Source organism: Parasulfuritortus cantonensis (assembly GCF_004337445.1).
Taxonomy (GTDB): domain Bacteria; phylum Pseudomonadota; class Gammaproteobacteria; order Burkholderiales; family Thiobacillaceae; genus Parasulfuritortus; species Parasulfuritortus cantonensis.
This window is the reverse complement of sequence record NZ_SJZB01000045.1, coordinates 38,121-58,464: the sequence shown is the minus strand read 5'-3', so window position 1 is coordinate 58,464 and position 20,344 is coordinate 38,121. Positions and strand designations below refer to the sequence as shown.

The window sequence follows — 20,344 nt, the reverse complement described above, 5'->3', positions numbered from 1 at the left end:
GCGTATTCAGGGCCGCAGGATAGCTCAATTGGCGCTTCCGAAGCGGTCCCGGCTGGCGTTTTCCAGTATCGCCAGCACGGCCGGGTGGCTGACCCGGCGCGCCACCGTGATGGCGTAGAAGCGTTCGGCCAGGGCGTCGGTGCGGCCGAGCAGCTCGACGCCGTACTGCCGGCGGATCTCGTCGGCCACCAGGGCGGGTGCCGGGAAGACGCCGCTGCCGCCCTGGCCGAAGGCGTTCATGAGGGCGGCGTCGTCGAACTCGCCGACCACGCGGGGGTGCAGTTGCTGGGCGGCCAGCCAGCGCATCAGCTGGCCGCGCAGGGCGGTGCCCTCGCCCGGCACCAGCAGGGGCGCCTCGGCCAGGCAGGCCGGGAAGCCGCCGACGAGGCGGGCGGCCAGGGCCGGGGCGGCGAGGAAGGCGACGCCGCATTCGCCGAGCTTGTGGCTGTAGCCCTTCACCTCGGCCTGCTCGGGCATCGGGCTGTCGGCCAGGACCAGGTCGAGCCGGTGCATGGCCAGCTCGCCGAGCAGGCGCTCCAGCTTGTCCTCCTTGCCGACCAGGCGGATCGGGTCGGGCAGGGCCATGGCCGGGGCGAGCAGGCGGTAGGCCACCGACTTGGGCAGGACGTCGGCGATGCCGACCCGGAACTGCAGGGGGCGGCCGCCGCGGCCGCCGCGCAGCACCTCCTCCAGTTCGCCGCCGGTCCGGAAGATGTCGTCGGCATAGGCGAGCGCCAGTTGCCCGGCCTCGGTCAGTTCCAGGCGGCGGCCGACCCGGCGGAACAGCGCTTCGCCCAGGTTTTCCTCGAGCAGGGCGATCTGCCCGGACAGGGTCTGCGGCGTCAGGTGCAGGCGCTCGGCCGCCCGGGCCACCCCGCCGGCCTTGGCGACCTGCCAGAAGTAGTGCAGCTGCTTGTAGTTGAGCATTCCGTTAATGTTCGTAATTTACGAACGAATTATAAGAAATATTCGAATTTTTTTACTTTACCTGATTCGCTAGCATGGCCGACATCGCCACTTTCCGAATGGAGTCCAGCCATGAAACGCATCCTGCTGTTCCTGGCCACCAACCTGGCCATCGTGTTCGTCCTCTCGGTGACCATGCGCCTGCTCGGCGTCGAACCCTACCTGGACGCCCAGGGCCTGAACCTCGGCGCCCTCCTGGTGTTCGCCGCCGTCATGGGCTTCGGCGGCGCCTTCATCTCCCTGGCGATCTCGAAATGGACCGCCAAGATGTCGGTCGGCGCCCAGGTCATCGCCGAGCCGCGCAGCGCCGAGGAGCGCTGGCTGGTGCAGACCGTCGCGCGCCAGGCCCAGGCGGCCGGGATCAAGATGCCCGAGGTGGCCATCTACGACTCGCCCGAGGTGAACGCCTTCGCCACCGGCATGACCCGGAACAGCGCCTTGGTCGCCGTCTCCACCGGCCTGCTGCGCAGCCTGACCCGGGAGGAGGCCGAGGCCGTGCTCGGCCACGAGGTCAGCCACGCCGCCAACGGCGACATGGTGACCATGGCCCTCATCCAGGGCGTGGTGAACACCTTCGTGATGTTCCTGTCGCGGGTGATCGGCTACGTGGTCGACAAGGTGGTGTTCAAGACCGAGCGCGGCACCGGCCCGGCCTTCTTCGTCACCATGATCGTCGCCGAGCTGGTGCTCGGCATCCTAGCCTCCATGATCGTCATGTGGTTCTCGCGCCAGCGCGAGTTCCGCGCCGACCGAGGCGGCGCTTCCCTGGCCGGGCGCCAGAACATGATCGACGCCCTCAAGCGCCTGGGCAACCTGCACCCGGCCCCGCTGCCGGACAAGATGGCCGCCTTCGGCATCGCCGGCGGTGGCGGCGGCGGTCTCAAGCGGCTGTTCATGACCCACCCGCCCCTGGAGGAGCGCATCGCCGCCCTGCAGGCCGGCGTCGAGATCCGCTAAGCCAGTCCAGCCGTTGCCGCCGTCCTGCCCGCGCGCCGGGGCAGGGCGGCAGGGAGACCCACCATGGAACTCACCAGCATCGTCACGCCCGCGTTCTGGGCCGGCTTCATCGCCTTCGTCCTGGCCATGCTGGCCCTGGACCTGTTCGTCCTGGGCGGCCGCAAGGCGCACGCGGTATCGACCCGCGAGGCGCTGGCCTGGACCGCCGTCTGGACGACCCTGTCGCTGGCCTTCTGCGGCCTGCTCTGGTGGTGGCTGGCGGGCACGGCCGGGCGCGCGGTGGCCGACGCCAAGGCGCTCGAGTTCCTGACCGGCTACCTGATCGAGCTGTCCCTGTCGGTGGACAACATCTTCGTGTTCATCATGATCTTCGCCTTCTTCGCCGTGCCGGCCGAGTATCAGCGCCGGGTCCTGGTCTACGGCGTGCTCGGGGCGATCGTCATGCGCGCGGCGATGATCCTGGGCGGCGCCTGGCTGGTGCAGCAGTTCCACTGGGTCCTGTACCTGTTCGGCGCCTTCCTGGTCATCACCGGCTTCAAGATGCTGATCTTCGCCGAGGCGGCCTCGGACCTCGACCGCAACCCGGTCCTGAGGTGGCTGCGCGGCCACCTGCGCGTCACCGACGGCTACCGGGGCGAGCGTTTCACCGTGGTGCAGGACGGCGTGCGCTGGTTCACCCCGTTGTTCCTGGTCCTGGTCCTGATCGAGACCTCCGACGTGATCTTCGCGGTGGACAGCATCCCGGCCATCTTCGCCGTGACCACCGACCCGTTCATCGTCTTCACCTCCAACATCTTCGCCATCCTGGGCCTGCGTTCGCTGTACTTCCTGCTCGCCGACCTGAACGGGCGCTTCCACCTGCTCAAGTACGGCTTGGCCCTGGTCCTGGTGTTCGTCGGCCTGAAGATGCTGATCGCCGACCTCTACAAGGTGCCCATCGGCCTGGCCCTGGGCATCGTCGCCATCATCCTGCTGTCCTCGGTGGCGGCCAGCCTGTACGCAACCCGAAGGAAATAACCCGATGAAACAAGTCGAACACACTCTGGAACGCCTGATCTTCGGCAGCCGCTGGCTGCTCGCCCCCTTCTACCTCGGCCTGGTGCTGGCCCTGGCCATGCTGCTGGTCAAGTTCGCCAAGGAATTCCTGCATTTCGTACCCCTGGTGTTCGCCGGCGAGGGTGGCGACGTCATCATCGGCATTCTGTCCCTGATCGACGTGGTGATGGTGGCGAACCTGCTGATCATCATCGTGTTCGCCGGCTACGAGAACTTCGTCTCCCGCATCGACACCGGCGAGCACGAGGACCGGCCGTCCTGGATGGGCCACGTCGGCTTCGCCGAGCTGAAGATGAAGCTGATCGGCTCCATCGTCGCCATCTCGGGCATCGAACTGCTCAAGGCCTTCATGCACGTGGAGGCGATGACCAACGAGCAGCTCGCCTGGAAGGTGGGCATACACCTGACCTTCGTCCTCTCGGGCGTCCTGTTCGCGGTCATGGACCGGGTCGCGGCCGGCAAGAACGCCGAGCACTGAGCCGGGCCGGCTCAGTCCGGCTCGCCGCGCTGCAGCCAGCGCTGCAGGCGTGGCCACAGGTAGGGCAGGACCGGCAGGGCGGCGAGGGCGGCGGCCAGGTTGAACAGGGTGTGCACCAGCGCGACCTGGCGGGCGGGCGGCAGGGCGGCGGCCAGCACCTGGCCGATCAGCGGTTGCAGCACGGTGGCGAACAGGCCGACGCCGAGGACGTTGAAACCGCTGTTGAGCAAGGCCAGGCGGCGCGACCGGGCATCCAGCGCCGTGCCGGTGAGGAGGGCGGTGGAACTGGTGCCGAGGTTGGCGCCGGCGACCAGCCAGACGGCCACGGACGGCTCCAGGAGGCCTTGCTGCACGGTCAGCACGGCGACCCCGGTGACCACCGAGGACGACTGCACCAGGGCGGTGAGCACGGCGCCGAAGACCAGGGCCAGGGCGGGCGACTGGAGCAGGGCCTGCCATTCGGCGATGTCCACCCGCTGGGCGACCGGGGCGAGCGCCTGGCTGATCAGGTCCAGGGCCAGGAAGACCAGGCCGAAGTAGAACACCGCCTTGCCGTAGGCCCGCCAGGGCCGCGGCCCGGCCAGCGACCAGAGGCCGCCCAGGCTGACGAACACCGGCCCCAGGCCGGCGATCTGCAGGGCCACCAGCCAGGCGGTCAGGGTGGTGCCGATGTTGGCGCCGATCATCACCCCGAAGGCGGCGCGCGCGTCCAGAGTGCGGTTGTGGGCCAGGGCGACGGCCATCGAGGTGATGGCCGAGGAGGATTGCACCAGAGCCGTGGTCAGGGTGCCGGTCAGCGCCGCCGTGACGTCGTTGCGGGTGAGCCGGCGCAGGGCGTCGCGCAGGCGCTCGCCGCCCAGGCGGGCGACCTCCTCGGTGAACGCCGCCAGGCCGTGCAGGAACAGCATGACGGCGGCGACGACCGAGAATATCCAGGCGATCAGGGGAGACATGCCGGGGGCCCGCCGTTCAGGGGGCCGCGCAGCGGGCCTGGGCGGCGTCCTGGGCCAGCAGGTAGTCGAGGAAGGTGGCGGCCACGGCCGAGAGCGGCCGGCCGGCCGGGTAGACCGCATACCACTGGCGCAGGATGGGAAAGCCGCGCGCCTTCAGGACGGCGAACTGGCCGGGCGGATTCAGGGTCAGCGAATGGGTGGACATCACGGCGATGCCGAGGCCGGCCAGGATGGCCTGCTTGATCGCCTCGTTGCTGCCCAGGTCCATGCGCGGGCGGAACTCGATGCCCTCGTCCTCGAACAGGCGCTCCACCGCCATGCGGGTGCCGGAACCCGGTTCGCGCATCAGCCAGGGCTCCTTGGCCAGGCGGGCGAGCGGGATGTCCACCTGGCCGGCCAGCGGGTGGTCGGGGGCGGCCAGGATCACCAGCGGGTTGCACATGAACGGCTTGGCCTCGACCTCGATGTCCTCCGGAGGCTGGCCCAGTATGTACAGGTCGGCCAGGTTGTCGGCCAGGCCGGCGAGGACCTGTTCCCGGTTGGTGACCTTGAGTGACACCTCGATGCCCGGGTACTTGTGCGAGAACTCGCCCAGCAGGCGGGGTGCGAAGTAGGACGCGGTGGACACCGCCATCAGCGCCAGGCGGCCCTTCTTGAGGCCCTGGCGCTCGGCCATCGACATGGTGAAGCGGTCCATGATGCCGAACACCTCGCGGCTGGCCTGGGCCAGCTCGCGTCCGGCATCCGTCAGCTTGATCTTCTTGCCCACCTGCTCGATCAACTGCACGCCGACCGTGTCGGCCAGCTTCTTCATCTGCATGGAGATGGTCGGCTGGGTCAGATAGAGCTCGTCGGCCGCGCGCGTGAAACTGCCGAGGCGGGCGATGGCCTCGAAGATTTCCAACTGGCGGAAGGTCGTGTGGTGGCGCATGGAAACAAAGTATAGATATATATCTATATCAAATATAGAAAAGTTTGACTGTTATTGATGATCTGGTTTTTGCATCATTCGTCCCACTTCACGCGTCGGCGTGAAAGCCAAGTGAAATGCAACTCGACCAAAAGGAGTACACAGATGGCTGTCAAAACCTATAACGCGGGCGTAAAAGAATATCGCCAAACCTATTGGATGCCCGAATACACGCCGCTGGATACCGACATCCTGGCCGTGTTCAAGATCACGCCGCAGCCTGGCGTCGACCGTGAAGAAGCGGCCGCCGCCGTGGCCGCCGAATCCTCCACCGGCACCTGGACCACGGTGTGGACCGACCTCCTGACCGACCTCGACTATTACAAGGGCCGTGCCTACGCCATCGAAGACGTGCCGGGCGACGACACCTGCTTCTACGCCTTCATCGCCTACCCCATCGACCTGTTCGAAGAGGGTTCCGTGGTGAACGTGTTCACCTCCCTGGTCGGCAACGTGTTCGGCTTCAAGGCCGTGCGCGCCCTGCGCCTGGAAGACGTGCGCTTCCCGATCGCCTACGTCAAGACCTGCGGCGGTCCCCCGATGGGCATCCAGGTCGAGCGCGACATCATGAACAAGTACGGCCGTCCGCTGCTGGGCTGCACCATCAAGCCGAAGCTGGGCCTGTCCGCCAAGAACTACGGCCGCGCCGTTTACGAATGCCTGCGCGGCGGTCTCGACTTCACCAAGGACGACGAGAACGTCAACAGCCAGCCCTTCATGCGTTGGCGTCAGCGTTTCGACTTCGTCATGGAGGCGATCAACAAGGCCGAGCGTGAGACCGGCGAGCGCAAGGGTCACTACCTGAACGTGACCGCCCCGACCCCGGAAGAGATGTACAAGCGTGCCGAATACGCCAAGGAAATCGGCGCGCCGATCATCATGCACGACTACATCACCGGTGGTTTCTGCGCCAACACGGGCCTGGCCAACTGGTGTCGCGACAACGGCATGCTGCTGCACATCCACCGCGCCATGCACGCCGTTCTGGACCGCAACCCGCACCACGGTATCCACTTCCGCGTCCTGACCAAGATCCTGCGTCTGTCCGGCGGCGACCACCTGCACACCGGTACCGTCGTCGGCAAGCTGGAGGGCGACCGCGCCTCCACCCTGGGCTGGATCGACCTGCTGCGCGAATCCTTCGTGCCGGAAGACCGCAGCCGCGGCATCTTCTTCGACCAGGACTGGGGCTCCATGCCCGGCGCCTTCGCCGTCGCGTCCGGTGGCATCCACGTCTGGCACATGCCGGCCCTGGTCACCATCTTCGGTGACGACTCGGTGCTGCAGTTCGGTGGCGGCACCCTGGGTCACCCGTGGGGCAACGCCGCCGGCGCCGCCGCCAACCGTGTCGCGCTGGAAGCCTGCGTCGAGGCCCGCAACCGCGGCGTCGCGATCGAAAAGGAAGGCAAGGCCGTTCTGGAGAACGCCGCCAAGTCCAGCCCCGAATTGAAGATCGCCATGGAAACGTGGAAGGAAATCAAGTTCGAATTCGACACCGTCGACAAGCTGGACGTCGCTCACAAGTAATGAACCGATTCCGGTGCGCCGCAACCGCGTGCCGGAAATTCACACCCATATCAGGAGTAAGACATGTCTGAAGTGATTGATTACAAAAGCCGTCTGAGCGACCCCACCAGCCGCAAGTTCGAGACCTTCTCCTATCTGCCCGCCATGGACGCCGCCGGTATCCGCAAGCAGGTCGAGTACATCGTCGGCAAGGGCTGGAACCCCGCCATCGAACACACCGAGCCCGAGCACCTGATGGACTCCTACTGGTACATGTGGAAGCTGCCGATGTTCGGCGAGACCGACGTGGATCGAATCCTGGGTGAAGCCGAAGCCTGCCACAAGGCGAACCCGAACAACCACGTTCGCCTGGTCGGCTACGACAACTTCGCGCAGAGCCAGGGCGCCGCCATGGTGATCTACCGCGGCAAGACCGTCTAAGCGCGGCGGACTGAACTAGCACAGCCCCCGTCGCGCTCACGCGTGGCGGGGGCTTTGTTCATCCGCGAGGGGCGCGACCAGTCGTAACCGGTGGCTCCGGCCAGCCAAAGACCTGAACGCCAATGCGGCTTAACACCGCGACGCCGTAGGTCGTCGTTCACGACGTACCGCGTGCTGCGCGGATGAATACACCAAGGACATCTCAACATGAGCATCATCGAACAATACCGCATCGAGAAAGAACCCTACTACCGCTCCGTTGCCGACGAGGTGGAGCTCTACGAAGCCGCCTACTCCGTGCGCATGCCCATCATGCTCAAGGGCCCGACCGGCTGCGGCAAGACCCGTTTCGTCGAATACATGGCCTGGAAGCTGGGCAAGCCGCTGATCACCGTGGCCTGTAACGAGGACATGACCGCATCCGACCTGGTCGGCCGCTTCCTGCTCTCCGCGTCCGGCACCGAATGGCAAGACGGACCGCTCGCCATCGGCGCCCGCCACGGTGCCATCGTCTACCTGGACGAAGTGGTGGAAGCCCGCCAGGACACCACCGTCGTGATCCACCCGCTGACCGACAACCGCCGCGTCCTGCCCCTGGAAAAGAAGGGCGAGCTGGTCAACGCGCACCCCGATTTCCAGATCGTCATCAGCTACAACCCCGGCTACCAGAGCCTGATGAAGGACCTCAAGCAATCCACCAAACAGCGTTTCGGCGGCCTCGACTTCACCTATCCCGAACATGCCATCGAGACCGAGATCGTCGCCCACGAAGCCGGGGTCAACGCCGAGGTCGCGGGCAAGCTGGTGTCCATTGCGGAGCGTTCCCGCAACCTCAAGGGCCATGGCCTCGACGAGGGCCTCTCCACCCGCATGCTGATCTACGCCGGCAGCCTGATCGCCAAGGGCGTGGCGCCGCTGGCCGCGTGCCGGGTCGCGCTGGTGCGCCCGATCACCGACGATCCGGACATGCGCGACGCCCTGGATGCCGCCGTGACCACCTTCTTCTGAGACGGCGGACGACATGATCCGAAAGAACCCGAGCGGCGACCTGCCGGTGATCGACGAGTCCGCCTTCGTCGACCCGACCGCCATCCTGTGCGGCAAGGTCTTCGTCGGCGCCAACGTCTTCATCGGACCCTATGTGGTGATCCGCGCCGACGAAACCAAGGACGACGGCACCATGGATCCGATCGTCATCGGCGCCAACTCCAACATCCAGGACGGCGTGGTGATCCACTCCAAGTCGGGCGGCAAGGTCGTCATCGGCGAGTTCAGCTCGATCGCGCACCGCTCCATCATCCACGGGCCGTGCGAAGTCGGGAACCGGGTCTTCGTCGGTTTCAACTCGGTGCTGTTCAACTGCGTGGTCGGCGATGAGGCCGTGGTCCGGCACAACTCGGTGGTGGAGGGCTGCCACGTGCCGCCCCGCTTCCACATCCCCTCGACCACCGCCATCCACTCCGACACCGACCTCAGCACGATCGAGCAGGTGACGCCGGACTTTGCCGACTTTTCCGAGGACGTCGCCCACACCAATATCAACCTCGTCCAGGGCTACAAGAGACTGCAGAACGAGTTCTAGCCCTGCTGGCGGCGAAAGGTAACGAAAATGTCCATCAACCTAGACGACTACGCCGAACTGCTCGAGGACCTCTCCGAGCACACCCGGCATGCGCTGGAGGCCAACTGGCACGAGGTGACCAAGGTCTTCTCCCCGCGCGGGCTGGACAACTATCTGAAGGGCGTTTCCGCCATCCGCGGCCTCGGCCGCGGCGATTCGCTAGTGGAAACCTGGATCGAGGAAGCGCCGCGGGTGGCCAAGGAAGTCGGCGAAGACGTGGTCGCCGACCTGGCGACGGCGTGCTTGATGCTGGCCTCCAAGACCTCCGGCTCGGTGATCGAACTGCTGCTGGCGACCGCGCCGACCGCCGCCAACCGGCTCGGCGACGGCCAGCTGTTCCTCAACTACCTGCAGTTCGTCAATATCCTGATCGCCCAGGCGCCACGTGGCGTCCGGCCGATGCTGGATAAACTCGAAGTGCTGTTCCAGCACCTGACCCTGGGCGGTCTGCGCCGCTGGGCGCTGTGGGGCGCGCACGCGCACCGCACCGACTACCCGGAACAGGTCAAGTACTTCGGCCTGGAGTCCAAGGAATCGCTGGCCATGCTCCAGAAGGAGCGCAAGGGCACCCTGCTGGTCGATGTCCAGCGCCGCATCAACATGTACCTGCGCGCGCTCTGGGCACGCGACTTCTTCATGCGGCCGACCTCGGGCGACTTCGAGAACCGCGAAGGCTACCGTCCATACATCGAGGATTACCTGCTGCACCTGCCCGATGCCTTCGACGACTTCCGGCCATCCGAAGAGGCCGATCCCGTCTCGGGTATCGAGCTCTACCGTGCCGCATCGGCGCACTGTGCCGCGCACGTGGTCGAAACCAAGGTGCCGATTTCGGCCGAGGCGTTGAGCCCGTTCCAGATGGCCGTGATCTCGGCGATCGAAGACGCGCGCGTCGAGACCCTGTCCATTCGCCGCTTCCCGGGCCTCCGGCAGCTGTGGAGCCAGTTCCACACCGCCACGCCGGCCATGGGCGCGACGGTGGCCAACTACCTCGACCGCCTGGCCCGTGCCCTGCTCGACCCGGACTACCAGGACGACGATCGCTGGATCGCCGAAGGCCGGATGCTGTTCGCCCAGGCGCAGGACAAGCTGGATACCAACCAGACCTCCTGGGAAATCGGCGTGCAACTGGCGCACAGCTTCGGCGAGAAGAAGATTCCGTTCAATCCGCGTACCGACCTGCAGACTGCGGTCTATCGCGACGACAACCGCTACTTCTGGGAGTTCGAGGAATTCGATTTCGAGAAGGCCGCCAACGCCGGTTACGACACCGTCAAGCAGGTCCGCAAGTACGTCAACATCATGGAGATGGTGAACGAGGTCGACAACGAGCTGGCCGGCGACGATGCCCAGGAGATTTGGGTCCTGCCGACCGAGTTCCACCTCGACCAGGAAGGCGTCACCATCAATTCGCTGGAAGGCAAGGAGCCGGTCTCCGACCCCTTCCACTATTCCGAGTGGGACTACCAGATCCAGCTCGAACGCCCGGCCTGGGCCACGGTGATGGAAAAGCGCGGCAAGCTGGGCGACCTGCAGATGATCAACGACATCGTCGCCGAGCATAAGCGCGAGATCCATCGCATGAAGTTCCTGCTCGACGCCATGCAGCCGCAGGGCGTGCAGCGCATCCGCAAGCTGGAGGACGGCGACGAGATCGACATCAATGCCGCCATCCAGGGCTTTACCGACATCCGGCTCGGCAACCAGCCCGACCCGCGCATCATGATGCGCAGTGTCAGGAAGACGCGCGACTTCTCCATCCTGGTGCTGCTCGACTTGTCGGAATCGACCAACGAACTGGTGCACGGCCAGGAATACTCGGTGCTCGACCTCACCCGGCGCGCCTGCGTGCTGCTCTCCGACGCCATCAGCAAGGTCGGCGACCCGTTCGCCATCCACGGCTTCTGTTCGGACGGCCGGCACAACGTCGAGTATTACCGCTTCAAGGATTTCGACCAGCACTGGGACGAAGAGCCCAAGTCGCGTCTGGCCGGCATGACCGGCCAGCTCTCGACCCGCATGGGCGCGGCCATCCGCCACGCCGGCCACCATCTCAAGCTGCAGCGTTCGGCCAAGAAGCTGCTCATCGTCATCACCGATGGCGAGCCCGCCGACGTCGACGTGCGCGATCCGCAGTACCTGCGCAACGACACCAAGAAGGCGGTCGAAGACGTGGCCAAGTCCGGCGTGATGACCTATTGCATGAGCCTGGACCCGCGCGCCGACAACTACGTCAGCCGCATCTTCGGCCAACGCAACTACATGGTCGTGGATCATGTCGAACGGCTGCCGGAAAAGTTGCCCCTCCTCTACGCCGGTTTGACCCGATAACGGTGGATTCGACCTGCCTATCCATTCCGTGTGATGGTGGCAACTTTCGCTGCGGGCCAACTTGCGCCGGCAAGCTGAGTCCCCAGCGGCGGCGGGAGCCAAGAACTCCCGCTGCTACATGCGGCCCTGACGCGGTGACGAAACAGGCCGGGGCCGCCCGGGTTGATGTTCCGGACCGGCGTTGTCCAGCCTTGGCTGCCGGCACGCCGGCTGCCGTGTTGTTCCGCGCTGTGTAGCCATCTATGCTTGGGGTCGCTTCCCGAAGACTTGCCAACACGACCATGCCGCCCGACAAATATTCCCCTTCCCTGCAAACTCCGTTGCGTACCAGCAAACCCACTCCCGAGCTTTACCAAGCCCCACCGCTCGGCATGGATCCGGAGTCGCTGGCACTCGATATCCGCCGCTATTTCGGCAACTTCCTCGGCCGCGACCGTCACTGCCATTCCGCCCACTATCCCTACCAGGCCCTGGTGCTGGCGTTGCGCGACCGCCTGATGGAACGCTGGAAAAACACCAGTTACGCCTACGAGGCGCAGGACGCCAAACATGCCTACTACCTGTCGCTCGAATTCCTCATGGGGCGGGCGCTGAACAATGCCCTGCTCAATCTGGGCATGGGCGAGACCACCGACGCGGCCCTGCGCAATCTGGGTCTGGACCTGGAAGAGTTGATCGACGTCGAGCACGACGCCGGCCTCGGCAACGGCGGCCTGGGCCGCCTGGCGGCCTGTTTTCTGGACAGTTGCGCCACCCTGCAATTGCCGGTCGTGGGTTATGGCATTCGCTATGCCTACGGCATGTTCCGCCAGCATATCGAAGGTAGCCGCCAGGTCGAGGAACCCGATCACTGGCTGCGCGATGGCCACCCCTGGGAACTGGAACGTCCCGAGCATACCCACCGTGTCCGCTATTACGGCCGGACCGAGCGGCATACCGACACCCGGGGCCGCGTGCACGTGAGCTGGGTCGACGGCCATGACGTGCTGGCCGTGCCCTACGATGTGGCCGTGCCGGGCTACCGTAACGGCACCGTCAACACCTTGCGGCTGTGGAGCTCCGCGGCCACCGACGAGTTCGATCTGGGCGAATTCAACAGCGGCTCCTACCCCGAATCGGTAGCCTCCAAGAACGCCGCCGAAAACATCACCATGGTGCTGTACCCCAACGACGCCAGCGAGAACGGCAAGGAACTGCGCCTGCGCCAGCAATACTTCCTGGCCTCGGCCAGCCTGCAGGACATCCTGGCTCGCTGGCTTCAGAACCACGGCGAGGATTTCAGCCGGTTCGCCGAGAAGAACTGCTTCCAGCTCAACGATACCCACCCCAGCTGCGCCGTGCCGGAATTGATGCGCCTGCTGATGGACGAACACGGGCTGGAGTGGGAGGAAGCCTGGAACATCACCAGCCGGACCATGGCCTACACCAACCACACCCTGCTGCCCGAGGCGCTGGAAAAGTGGTCGGTGCGCCTGTTCGGCCAGTTGCTGCCCCGCCTGCTGGAGATCGTCTACGAGATCAACGCCCGCTTCCTGGCCGAAGTGGCGCGCCGTTGGCCGGGCGACAATGGCCGCCTGGCGCGCATGTCGCTGATCGAGGAAGGGGACGATCCTCAGGTGCGCATGGCCTACCTGGCCATCGTCGGCAGCTTCTCGGTCAACGGCGTGGCCGAACTGCATTCCGACCTGCTCAAGCAGGGCCTGTTCCACGACTTCTACGAGCTCTGGCCTGGCAAGTTCAACAACAAGACCAACGGCGTCACCCAGCGCCGCTGGCTGGCCGCCGCCAACCCCGAGCTCGGCCGCCTGATCGACGCCCGCATCGGCACCGGCTGGGTCACCCGGCTGGACGAGCTGCGCGGCTTGGCCGCGCTGGTCGACGACGCCGACTTCCGCCAGCAATGGCGCGCCGCCAAGCGGGCCAACAAGGCACGCCTGGCCGCCCTCGTGAAACGCGACTGCGAGGTCGATTTCGACCCCGACGCCTTGTTCGACGTGCAGGTCAAGCGCATCCATGAATACAAGCGCCAACTGCTCAACATCCTCCACGTCATCCACCTGTACGCCAGGATAAAGAGCGGCGGGGTCGGTGACTGGACGCCCCGCTGCGTACTGATCGGGGGCAAGGCCGCGCCCGGCTACTTCATGGCCAAGCGCATCATCACCCTGATCTGCAAGGTGGCCGAGGTGGTCAATACCGACAGCGACATGGCGGGCCGGCTCAAGGTCGCCTTCCTGCCCAACTACCGCGTCTCGGCCATGGAGATCATCGCCCCCGGTACCGATCTGTCGGAGCAGATATCCACCGCCGGCAAGGAGGCCTCGGGCACCGGCAACATGAAGTTCATGATGAACGGCGCGGTGACCATCGGCACCCTGGACGGCGCCAACATCGAAATCCGCGAGGAGGTGGGCGACGACAACTTCTTCCTGTTCGGCCTGACCGCCGAGGAGGTCGAGGCCACACGGCACAGCTACGATCCGAACCTCCTCATCGAAGCCGATCCGGACCTGAAACGCGTGATGACGTTGATCGAATCGGGCCATTTCAACCAGTTCGAGCCCGGTCTGTTCGATCCCGTCATCCACGCCATACGCAGCCCTCACGACCCCTGGCTGGTCGCCGCCGACTTCCGAGCCTACGTCAACGCCCAGGACCGCGCGGCGGCGGCCTACCGCGACGGCGACCGCTGGACTCGGATGAGCATCCTCAACACCGCTTGCAGTGGCAAGTTCTCCACCGACCGGACCATGCAGGAATACAACGCGGAAATCTGGAAACTGGCGCCGGTGGCGGCGAGTGGAGGATGAAACGGGGAACAGCGAGTGCGTGCCAAGGCCTTTAGAGCCGGACTACTGCAGGCGTGCGGAGATCGCACGTCCTGACGTGGCCGGCCAGGTGAATGAAGGTCTGCGACGGCCGCCGTCGCAGAAGCCCACGCTGGCGCAGCTTCTGCCATCCAACTCAACGTACATGCCACGCAGCAGGCACCTCGCGCGAGCCTGCTGATTGATTAACAATAGTTAATATATTTCATAAAAAACGAAAATTTTTGTTTATGTAAGGCCTTGCATACCATCGGCTCGTAACCCAATCGGGACGACTATGCGAGGTCTTCGATGCAGCGCCAGATTGCCTGGATAAACATTCTTGCCGGCCACGGAGAGGTGGCGTGATGGATCGACTGGCCATCCTCCTCCCCGTCGCGCCGTTGCTCTCGGCCGTTCTCATCACCCTGTTCGCGGGCCGCATGGCGCGGCCGTCCGTGGCGCGCCTGAGCGTGGGCTTCGCCGCTTTCACCACCGTGCTCGCCATCGGCCTGCTGACCCTGCACTTCCAGCAGCCGCAGTCGCATACGGTGTCGTTCGGCTGGGGCGCGCTGTACCTCGATCCGCTCGGCAGCGTCATGGCCGTGCTGGTGTCGGCGATCAGCCTGGTGGTGCATGTCTATTCCGTCCGCTACATGGCCGAGGACGCGGGCTATGGCCGTTTCTTCGCGCTGCTCGACCTGATGACGATGACCATCCTGCTGATGGTCACGGCGGGCGATCTGATCACCCTGCTGGTGGCCTGGCATCTGGTCGGCGTGCTGCTCTATTTCCTGCTCGGCCACGACCTGCGGCGCGAGGAGGCGCAGCGCTACGCCTTCTGGACCTTCATCACCTATCGCCTCGGCGACGTGCCCATGGTGCTGGCCGCGCTGCTGCTCTACCAGGCCTTCGGCACGGTGTCGCTGCCGGAGCTGTTCAGCCACATCGCCGAGACGCCGGACGTGGCGACCATCCTCGGCCTGCCGCTGGCGCCCACCGTGGCGCTGCTGGTGGCGCTGGCGGCGTTCGCCCGCTCGGCCCAGTTCCCGCTCCACACCTGGCTGCCCTACACCATGGAAGGGCCGACCCCGGTCTCGGCGCTGATGCACGCCGGCATCGTCAACGCCGGCGGCTTCGTCATCAACCGCTTCGCGCCGGTCTACGTCCATGCCGGCGACGTGCTGCACCTGGTGTTCGCGGTCGGCCTGGTCACGGCCATCCTCGGCTCGGTGCTGATGCTGACCCAGAACGACATCAAGAAGTCGCTCGGCTATTCGACCATGGGCCAGATGGGCTTCATGTTCGTCGAGGTGGGCGTGGGCGCCTTCTCGCTCGCCATCTACCACCTGATCGCGCACGGCCTGTTCAAAGGGACGTTGTTCCTCGGCGCCGGCGGCATGATCGGCAACGCCCGCAAGCAGGACGGCGTGCCGCACGACGAGGTCTACACCTTCGTCGTCGAGCGCCGCGCGGCCGGCTCGCGCCTGCCCTGGCTGCTGGCCGCGGCGATCACCGTGGTGGTGCCGTTCGTCCTGCTCGGCCTGTCGCACTGGCTGCTGGGCGGCGGCTTCGTCGGCGAGCAGGGCGCCATCATCCTGCTCTTCTTCGGCTGGGTCACCGGCGCGCAGCTCTTGTTCGCCACCTACCGCATGCAGGCCGAAAGCCCGTGGCGGCTGATGGCGATGATCGTCCTGTCGCTCACCGTCGTGGTCGCCGGCTACACGCTGATGGAGCATGCCTTCGGCCAGTTCCTCTATCCGGATTCGACGCTCAGCCAGCGCATCTACGAGGCGGCCAGCATTCCGCTGAGCACCTTCTACGGCCTGGTCGGGCTGGTCACGGCGGTGGTGGTGCTGGGCTGGCTGGCAACCTTCTACACCCTGGCCAATCGCGGCCGGCAGAACGGCCCGGCCTCGGCCTTCCGGCTGGCGCTGTATTCGCTGATCTCGCGCGAGTTCTACGTCGCCGACATCTTCGCCTGGCTGTCGCAGGCGGTGCTCGGCATCTCGCGCCGTCTCAACGTCTGGTCGAGGTGGGTGTGATATGACCCTACTACTGATCGCCGCCCTGTTCCTGCCGCTCTATCCGCTGAGCGTGCCGCTCAATGCCCTGCTGGCGCGCGTGCGTTCGCCGGTTGCGCGTTTCGTCCTGCTGCTGATCTGGCCGCAGGTCGGCGTGGCCGTGCTGGCGCAGGCCGGGACCGCCGTGCCGTCGTGGCTGGTCGGCTGGGCCTTGTTCACGGCCGCGCTGTACGCGCTGCGTCTGCTCACCTGCCGCGACCTTGGGCGTGCGGCCGGGTATCTCGCGACTTCTGCAATTGCGCTGACCTGGGGGCTGGCGGCGAGTGCGTCCGGCATCGAGCAGGTCGCGTTGTTTGCCCTCTGGATGAGCCTGCCGGCGGCGTTGACGACGCTGCTCGACGGCATGCTGGTGCGTCGCTTCGGCGCGGCCTACGCCGGGCTGTGTCCCGGCCTGGGCAGTGCCTTGCCGCGTTATGCCGGGCTGCTGGTGGTGACCGTGCTGGCGGCCGTCGCCACGCCGCCGTTCCCGGGCTTCTTCGCCTTGCTGGGGTTGATGCATGGCCTGGGCAGTTCGGCCGCCGTGGTCGTCCTGCTGATCTGGCTGGTCTGGGCCTGGGCGGCGGTGCGCCTGCTCCAGGGCTTTGTCGCCGGCACCTGCCGAGAGGAGGGCATCGAAGATCTGCAGCCGGGTTCCGTCCTGGCCTGGGTCGGCGTGCTGGCCGCCTTCGTCGGCGCCGGCTTCTTCTTCACCGGAGGGGGACTATGAGTCTGCGTCTCGGCCGTCGCCTGAACATCCGCACGCTGGTCCACGTCGCCGGGGAGGCCATTCCCTTCTTCTGGCCGATGCGGACCTTCATCCACCACAACCCGCTCTACGGCCTCGAACACCTGAAGTTCGAGCAGGCGGTGGCCGAGGGCGAACGCCTGTTCCACGGCCACGGCTATCTGGAACGCGGGCAGTACCAGCGCTTCCTGGCGCAGGGCCGCATCGAGGTCGATGCGCTGGCGGCACAGGTCGGGCGCTTCCTGGCCTCGCAGCCAGTCATCGAAGGGCTGGACCTGCACGCGCTGCTGATGGCGCTGCTGACCCGGCCGGACCCGGCGCACGGGGCCGCGGACGCACTGGCCGATCCAGCCGATGTGCACGCCGTGCTCAACGGCGCGGCCCTGCCGGCGCGAGCCATCGGCGATGCCGCGCTGGCCGGCATCGTGAAGGCCGAGGCGCGCCCGGACCGTCCGCTGTATGCCAGCGTCGACGCATTGTTCGGCACCGAGATCGGCAAGACGCTGGATGAACTGGTCATCAAGAGCTGTCTCGATTTCTTCGACGAAGGCCAGTCGGTGTGGCGCATGCCGGGCCGCAGCCAGGGGCTGTTTCAGTCCTGGAGCGCGGTGGCGCGGCGCAACCTGCGCCTGTTCTTCCGCGGCCTCCACGTCAAGCGCATCCTGGCCGTGGACGAAACGCCGGAGGGCATCATCAGCTACGTGATGACCGAGCTGGGCGTGCCCGAGGACGCGTGGATGGAGTACTTCACCGCCGAGCTCACGCGCCTGCACGGCTGGGCCGGCTTCATCCGCTGGCGCACCGGCGCCAAGCGCCACTACTGGAGCCAGCGCTATCCGGCCGACCTGGTCGATTACCTGGCGATCCGTCTGGTGCTCGGCCTGGCGCTGCTGCGCGAGCATGCCCAGCGCCGGAAGACGCCGGCCACGGTCGAGGCGCTGACCGCGTTCGTCGACGGCCATGCCGGCGAGGCCTACCTGCGCCGCGAACTGCACGGCGGCCAGGTCCTGCCGGCCCTCGCCCACACGGTCGAGGATGCGCTCGACAGCGGGAATGAAGTGCGCCTCGCCAAGCTGGTGCCGGTCTACCTCTCGCGCAAACGCGACGAGGAAGCCCGCCGCCTCGCGGCACGACTGCGCAAGCTGGCGGCGGCGGCCGGCCAGGGCGAGACCCTGCACCGGCTGGCGCCGCCGGCCATCGCCCAGTTGCTCGATACCCTGGCGCGGTTCGAGGCCGAGGAAGGCGCGATCTGGCTCAAGGCCCAGGAAGCGCGCTACATGAAACGGCTCCTGGGCGGGCTCAACCTGGCGGCCACGCCGCCGCGCGAGAAGCGGCCGTTCGCCCAGGCCATGTTCTGCATCGACGTGCGTTCCGAGCGCATCCGCCGCCACCTGGAAAAGGTCGGCGACTACCAGACTTTCGGCATCGCCGGCTTCTTCGGCATCCCGGTCGGCTTCGTCGGCCTGGAGAAGGGCAGTGAGACGCATCTATGCCCGGTGGTGGTGGCGCCGAAGAATCTCGTCGTCGAGCTCGACATCGCCCGCAGCGCCGACCAGGAGGCCTTCTTCTCGGTGCTGGACCACGTCTTCCACGAACTCAAGGCCTCGGTCCTGTCGCCCTACATCACGGTCGAGGCCATCGGCCTGCTGTTCGGCCTGGACATGTTCGGCAAGAGCCTGGCGCCGCGCGCCTACCACCGCTGGCGCAGCCGGCTGCATCCGGAAAAGCCGGACAGCCGCCTGTTGCTCGACAAGCTCAGCCGCGAACAGGCCGATTCCATCATCCGTTCGCTGCAGCGCGCCATGATCGTGAAAGCGGTGGTGCGCGAACTGGACATCCAGCGCGAGGCGATCACCGACGAGATCATCCGCGACCTGCGTGAGACCGCGCTCGGCAACTGCGAGGGCCAGACCGAGCTGGCGCGCCGGTTCAAGCTCGACGCGGCCGCCGAAGCACGCCTGATCGAACGCCTGCGCAAGGTCTACCGCATCGACGCCGGCTACGCGCAGATCCAGCTCGAACGCCTGGGCCGCATCGGCTTCACGCTCGATGAACAGGTCAACTACGTCAGCGTCGCGCTACGCTCGATCGGACTCACCGAGGGCTTCTCGCGCTTCGTGCTGTTGACCGGCCACGGCAGCCAGTCCGAGAACAACCCCTACGAGTCGGCGCTCGACTGCGGCGCCTGCGGCGGCAACCACGGCCTTGTCAATGCCCGCGTGCTGGCGCAGATCGCCAACAAGCCGGCGGTGCGCACCCGGTTGCGCGAGCAGGGCATCGACATCGCCGACGACACCTGGTTCGTGCCGGCCCTGCACAACACCACCACCGACGAGCTGAAGTTGCACGATCTCGACCTGCTGCCGCCCAGTCACCTGGTCTACCTGGACCGACTCAGCAACGGCCTGCAGGCGGCCTCGCGGCTGTGCGCGGCCGAGCGTCTGCCGACACTGGCGTTGGCGGCTGGCGAAGTCGACCCGGCGCAGGCCTTCCGCAGCGCGCAGCGCAATGCCACCGATTGGTCGCAGGTGCGGCCCGAGTGGGGCCTGTCGCGCAACGCCGCGTTCGTCATCGGCCGCCGCGACCTGACCGAGAAGCTCGACCTGGACGGGCGTTCGTTCCTGCAGTCCTACGACTACCGCCACGACCCGAAGGGCCGCCTGCTGGAGAACATCCTGGCCGGGCCGCTGGTGGTCGGCCAGTGGATCAACATGGAGCACTACTTCTCGACCGTCGACAACGAGTGTTACGGCAGCGGCAGCAAGGTCTACCACAACGTCGCCGGCCGCTTCGGCGTGATGACCGGCAACCTGAGCGACCTGCGTACCGGCCTGCCGGCGCAGACCGTGCTCAAGGACGGCTTGCCCTACCACGAACCGATGCGTCTGCTGACCGTGATCGAAGCGCCGTTCGAACACGCGCGCAACGCCATCGAGCACGTGGTCAACGTCAAGACGCTGGTTCGCAACGAATGGGTGCGCATGACCGTCGCGGACCCCGAGACCGGCACCTATCACATCTACGAGGACGGCAGCTGGCACGCATATGCGGCCGACGCGTTCGGCAACGACATCAAGGAGCTCGCGGCATGAAGAACCTGAACTTCAGTCCCCTCAAGAAATTGGAGATCATCCTCGAAGGTGCCCACCAGGACTTCGCCACCGATCTCCTGGATCGCGCCGGCGTCACCGGCTACACCATCGTCAACAACCTCTCGGGCAAGGGCCAGCACGGATTCCACGAAGGCCACCTGATGTTCAACGAGGACGCCGTGCTGATCATGATCATCGTGGCCGTGCCGGAGGAGTTGGTGAAGCCGATCCTGGAGGGCTATGCGCCCTTTTTCGGCAAACACACCGGCGTGGTATTCATCTCCGACATTCAGGTCACGCGGCTGGTGAAGTTCACCGGCGCCGGCGAGCAGGCGGGCTGACCGCTGACGTGGTGCCG

The 20,344-nt window shown here is 66.1% G+C and carries 16 protein-coding genes; 13 read left to right on the top strand and 3 right to left on the bottom strand.

The annotated features are described in order from the left end of the window. Positions 1 to 24: 24 nt before the first annotated feature. The gene (nhaR, locus tag EZJ19_RS13030; protein WP_131448270.1) at positions 25 to 927 is read right to left on the bottom strand and encodes a transcriptional activator NhaR; all 903 of its coding nucleotides are present in this window, start codon (positions 925 to 927) and stop codon (positions 25 to 27) included. A gap of 111 nt (positions 928 to 1,038) precedes the next feature. Between nhaR and htpX the strand changes: the two genes are divergently transcribed. The 3 genes from htpX (at position 1,039) to EZJ19_RS13015 (ending at position 3,457) form a co-directional block, all read left to right on the top strand. After that, positions 1,039 to 1,923, top strand: coding sequence for a protease HtpX (htpX, locus tag EZJ19_RS13025; RefSeq protein WP_131448268.1), 885 nt, complete (start codon positions 1,039 to 1,041; stop codon positions 1,921 to 1,923). Positions 1,924 to 1,986: 63 nt separating this feature from the next. Further along, positions 1,987 to 2,940, top strand: a complete 954-nt coding sequence (locus tag EZJ19_RS13020) for a TerC family protein (RefSeq protein WP_131448266.1) — start codon at positions 1,987 to 1,989, stop codon at positions 2,938 to 2,940. 4 nt (positions 2,941 to 2,944) lie between these two features. Then, positions 2,945 to 3,457 (top strand): TIGR00645 family protein, encoded by a 513-nt coding sequence (locus EZJ19_RS13015; protein ID WP_131448264.1) that lies wholly within the window; start codon positions 2,945 to 2,947, stop codon positions 3,455 to 3,457. An 11-nt stretch (positions 3,458 to 3,468) separates the two neighbouring features. Here the strand turns inward: EZJ19_RS13015 and EZJ19_RS13010 are convergent, their stop codons facing one another. Then, entirely contained in the window at positions 3,469 to 4,410 is a 942-nt protein-coding gene (locus EZJ19_RS13010) for a Na/Pi cotransporter family protein (protein ID WP_165873573.1), read from the bottom strand. Positions 4,411 to 4,426: 16 nt separating this feature from the next. Beyond that, the gene (locus EZJ19_RS13005) at positions 4,427 to 5,341 is read right to left on the bottom strand and encodes a LysR family transcriptional regulator (protein WP_131448260.1); all 915 of its coding nucleotides are present in this window, start codon (positions 5,339 to 5,341) and stop codon (positions 4,427 to 4,429) included. 144 nt (positions 5,342 to 5,485) lie between these two features. On the opposite strand from EZJ19_RS13005, the gene EZJ19_RS13000 reads away from it, so the two are divergent. The 10 genes from EZJ19_RS13000 to EZJ19_RS12955 all read left to right on the top strand — a co-directional run bounded on the left by EZJ19_RS13000 (position 5,486) and on the right by EZJ19_RS12955 (position 20,327). Further along, entirely contained in the window at positions 5,486 to 6,907 is a 1,422-nt protein-coding gene (locus tag EZJ19_RS13000; RefSeq protein WP_131448258.1) for a form I ribulose bisphosphate carboxylase large subunit, read from the top strand. Positions 6,908 to 6,970: 63 nt separating this feature from the next. Next, positions 6,971 to 7,327: a ribulose bisphosphate carboxylase small subunit gene (locus tag EZJ19_RS12995; protein WP_131448256.1), complete on the top strand. Its 357-nt coding sequence runs from the start codon at positions 6,971 to 6,973 to the stop codon at positions 7,325 to 7,327. A 207-nt stretch (positions 7,328 to 7,534) separates the two neighbouring features. Further along, on the top strand, positions 7,535 to 8,335 hold the full coding sequence (locus EZJ19_RS12990; protein WP_131448254.1) for a CbbQ/NirQ/NorQ/GpvN family protein: 801 nt from the start codon (positions 7,535 to 7,537) through the stop codon (positions 8,333 to 8,335). Positions 8,336 to 8,348: 13 nt separating this feature from the next. Beyond that, positions 8,349 to 8,909 carry an LbetaH domain-containing protein gene (locus EZJ19_RS12985; RefSeq protein ID WP_131448252.1) on the top strand — a complete coding sequence of 187 codons (561 nt, stop codon included), beginning with the start codon at positions 8,349 to 8,351 and terminating at the stop codon, positions 8,907 to 8,909. A 27-nt stretch (positions 8,910 to 8,936) separates the two neighbouring features. Further along, positions 8,937 to 11,279 (top strand): nitric oxide reductase activation protein NorD, encoded by a 2,343-nt coding sequence (locus tag EZJ19_RS12980; protein ID WP_131448250.1) that lies wholly within the window; start codon positions 8,937 to 8,939, stop codon positions 11,277 to 11,279. Between the two features lie 320 nt (positions 11,280 to 11,599). Further along, positions 11,600 to 14,089 (top strand): glycogen/starch/alpha-glucan phosphorylase, encoded by a 2,490-nt coding sequence (locus EZJ19_RS12975; protein ID WP_240754766.1) that lies wholly within the window; start codon positions 11,600 to 11,602, stop codon positions 14,087 to 14,089. Positions 14,090 to 14,454: 365 nt separating this feature from the next. Beyond that, entirely contained in the window at positions 14,455 to 16,131 is a 1,677-nt protein-coding gene (locus EZJ19_RS12970; RefSeq protein WP_131448337.1) for an NADH-quinone oxidoreductase subunit 5 family protein, read from the top strand. 1 nt (position 16,132) lies between these two features. After that, on the top strand, positions 16,133 to 16,876 hold the full coding sequence (locus EZJ19_RS12965; RefSeq protein ID WP_131448248.1) for a hypothetical protein: 744 nt from the start codon (positions 16,133 to 16,135) through the stop codon (positions 16,874 to 16,876). Then, positions 16,873 to 19,986, top strand: a complete 3,114-nt coding sequence (locus EZJ19_RS12960; protein ID WP_131448246.1) for a DUF2309 domain-containing protein — start codon at positions 16,873 to 16,875, stop codon at positions 19,984 to 19,986. Before EZJ19_RS12965 ends, EZJ19_RS12960 begins: the two co-directional genes overlap by 4 nt. Further along, a complete protein-coding gene (locus tag EZJ19_RS12955) occupies positions 19,983 to 20,327 on the top strand; it encodes a P-II family nitrogen regulator (RefSeq protein WP_131448244.1) in 345 nt (114 codons plus the stop codon). The genes EZJ19_RS12960 and EZJ19_RS12955 overlap by 4 nt, the downstream gene beginning before the upstream one ends. Positions 20,328 to 20,344 lie beyond the last annotated feature (17 nt).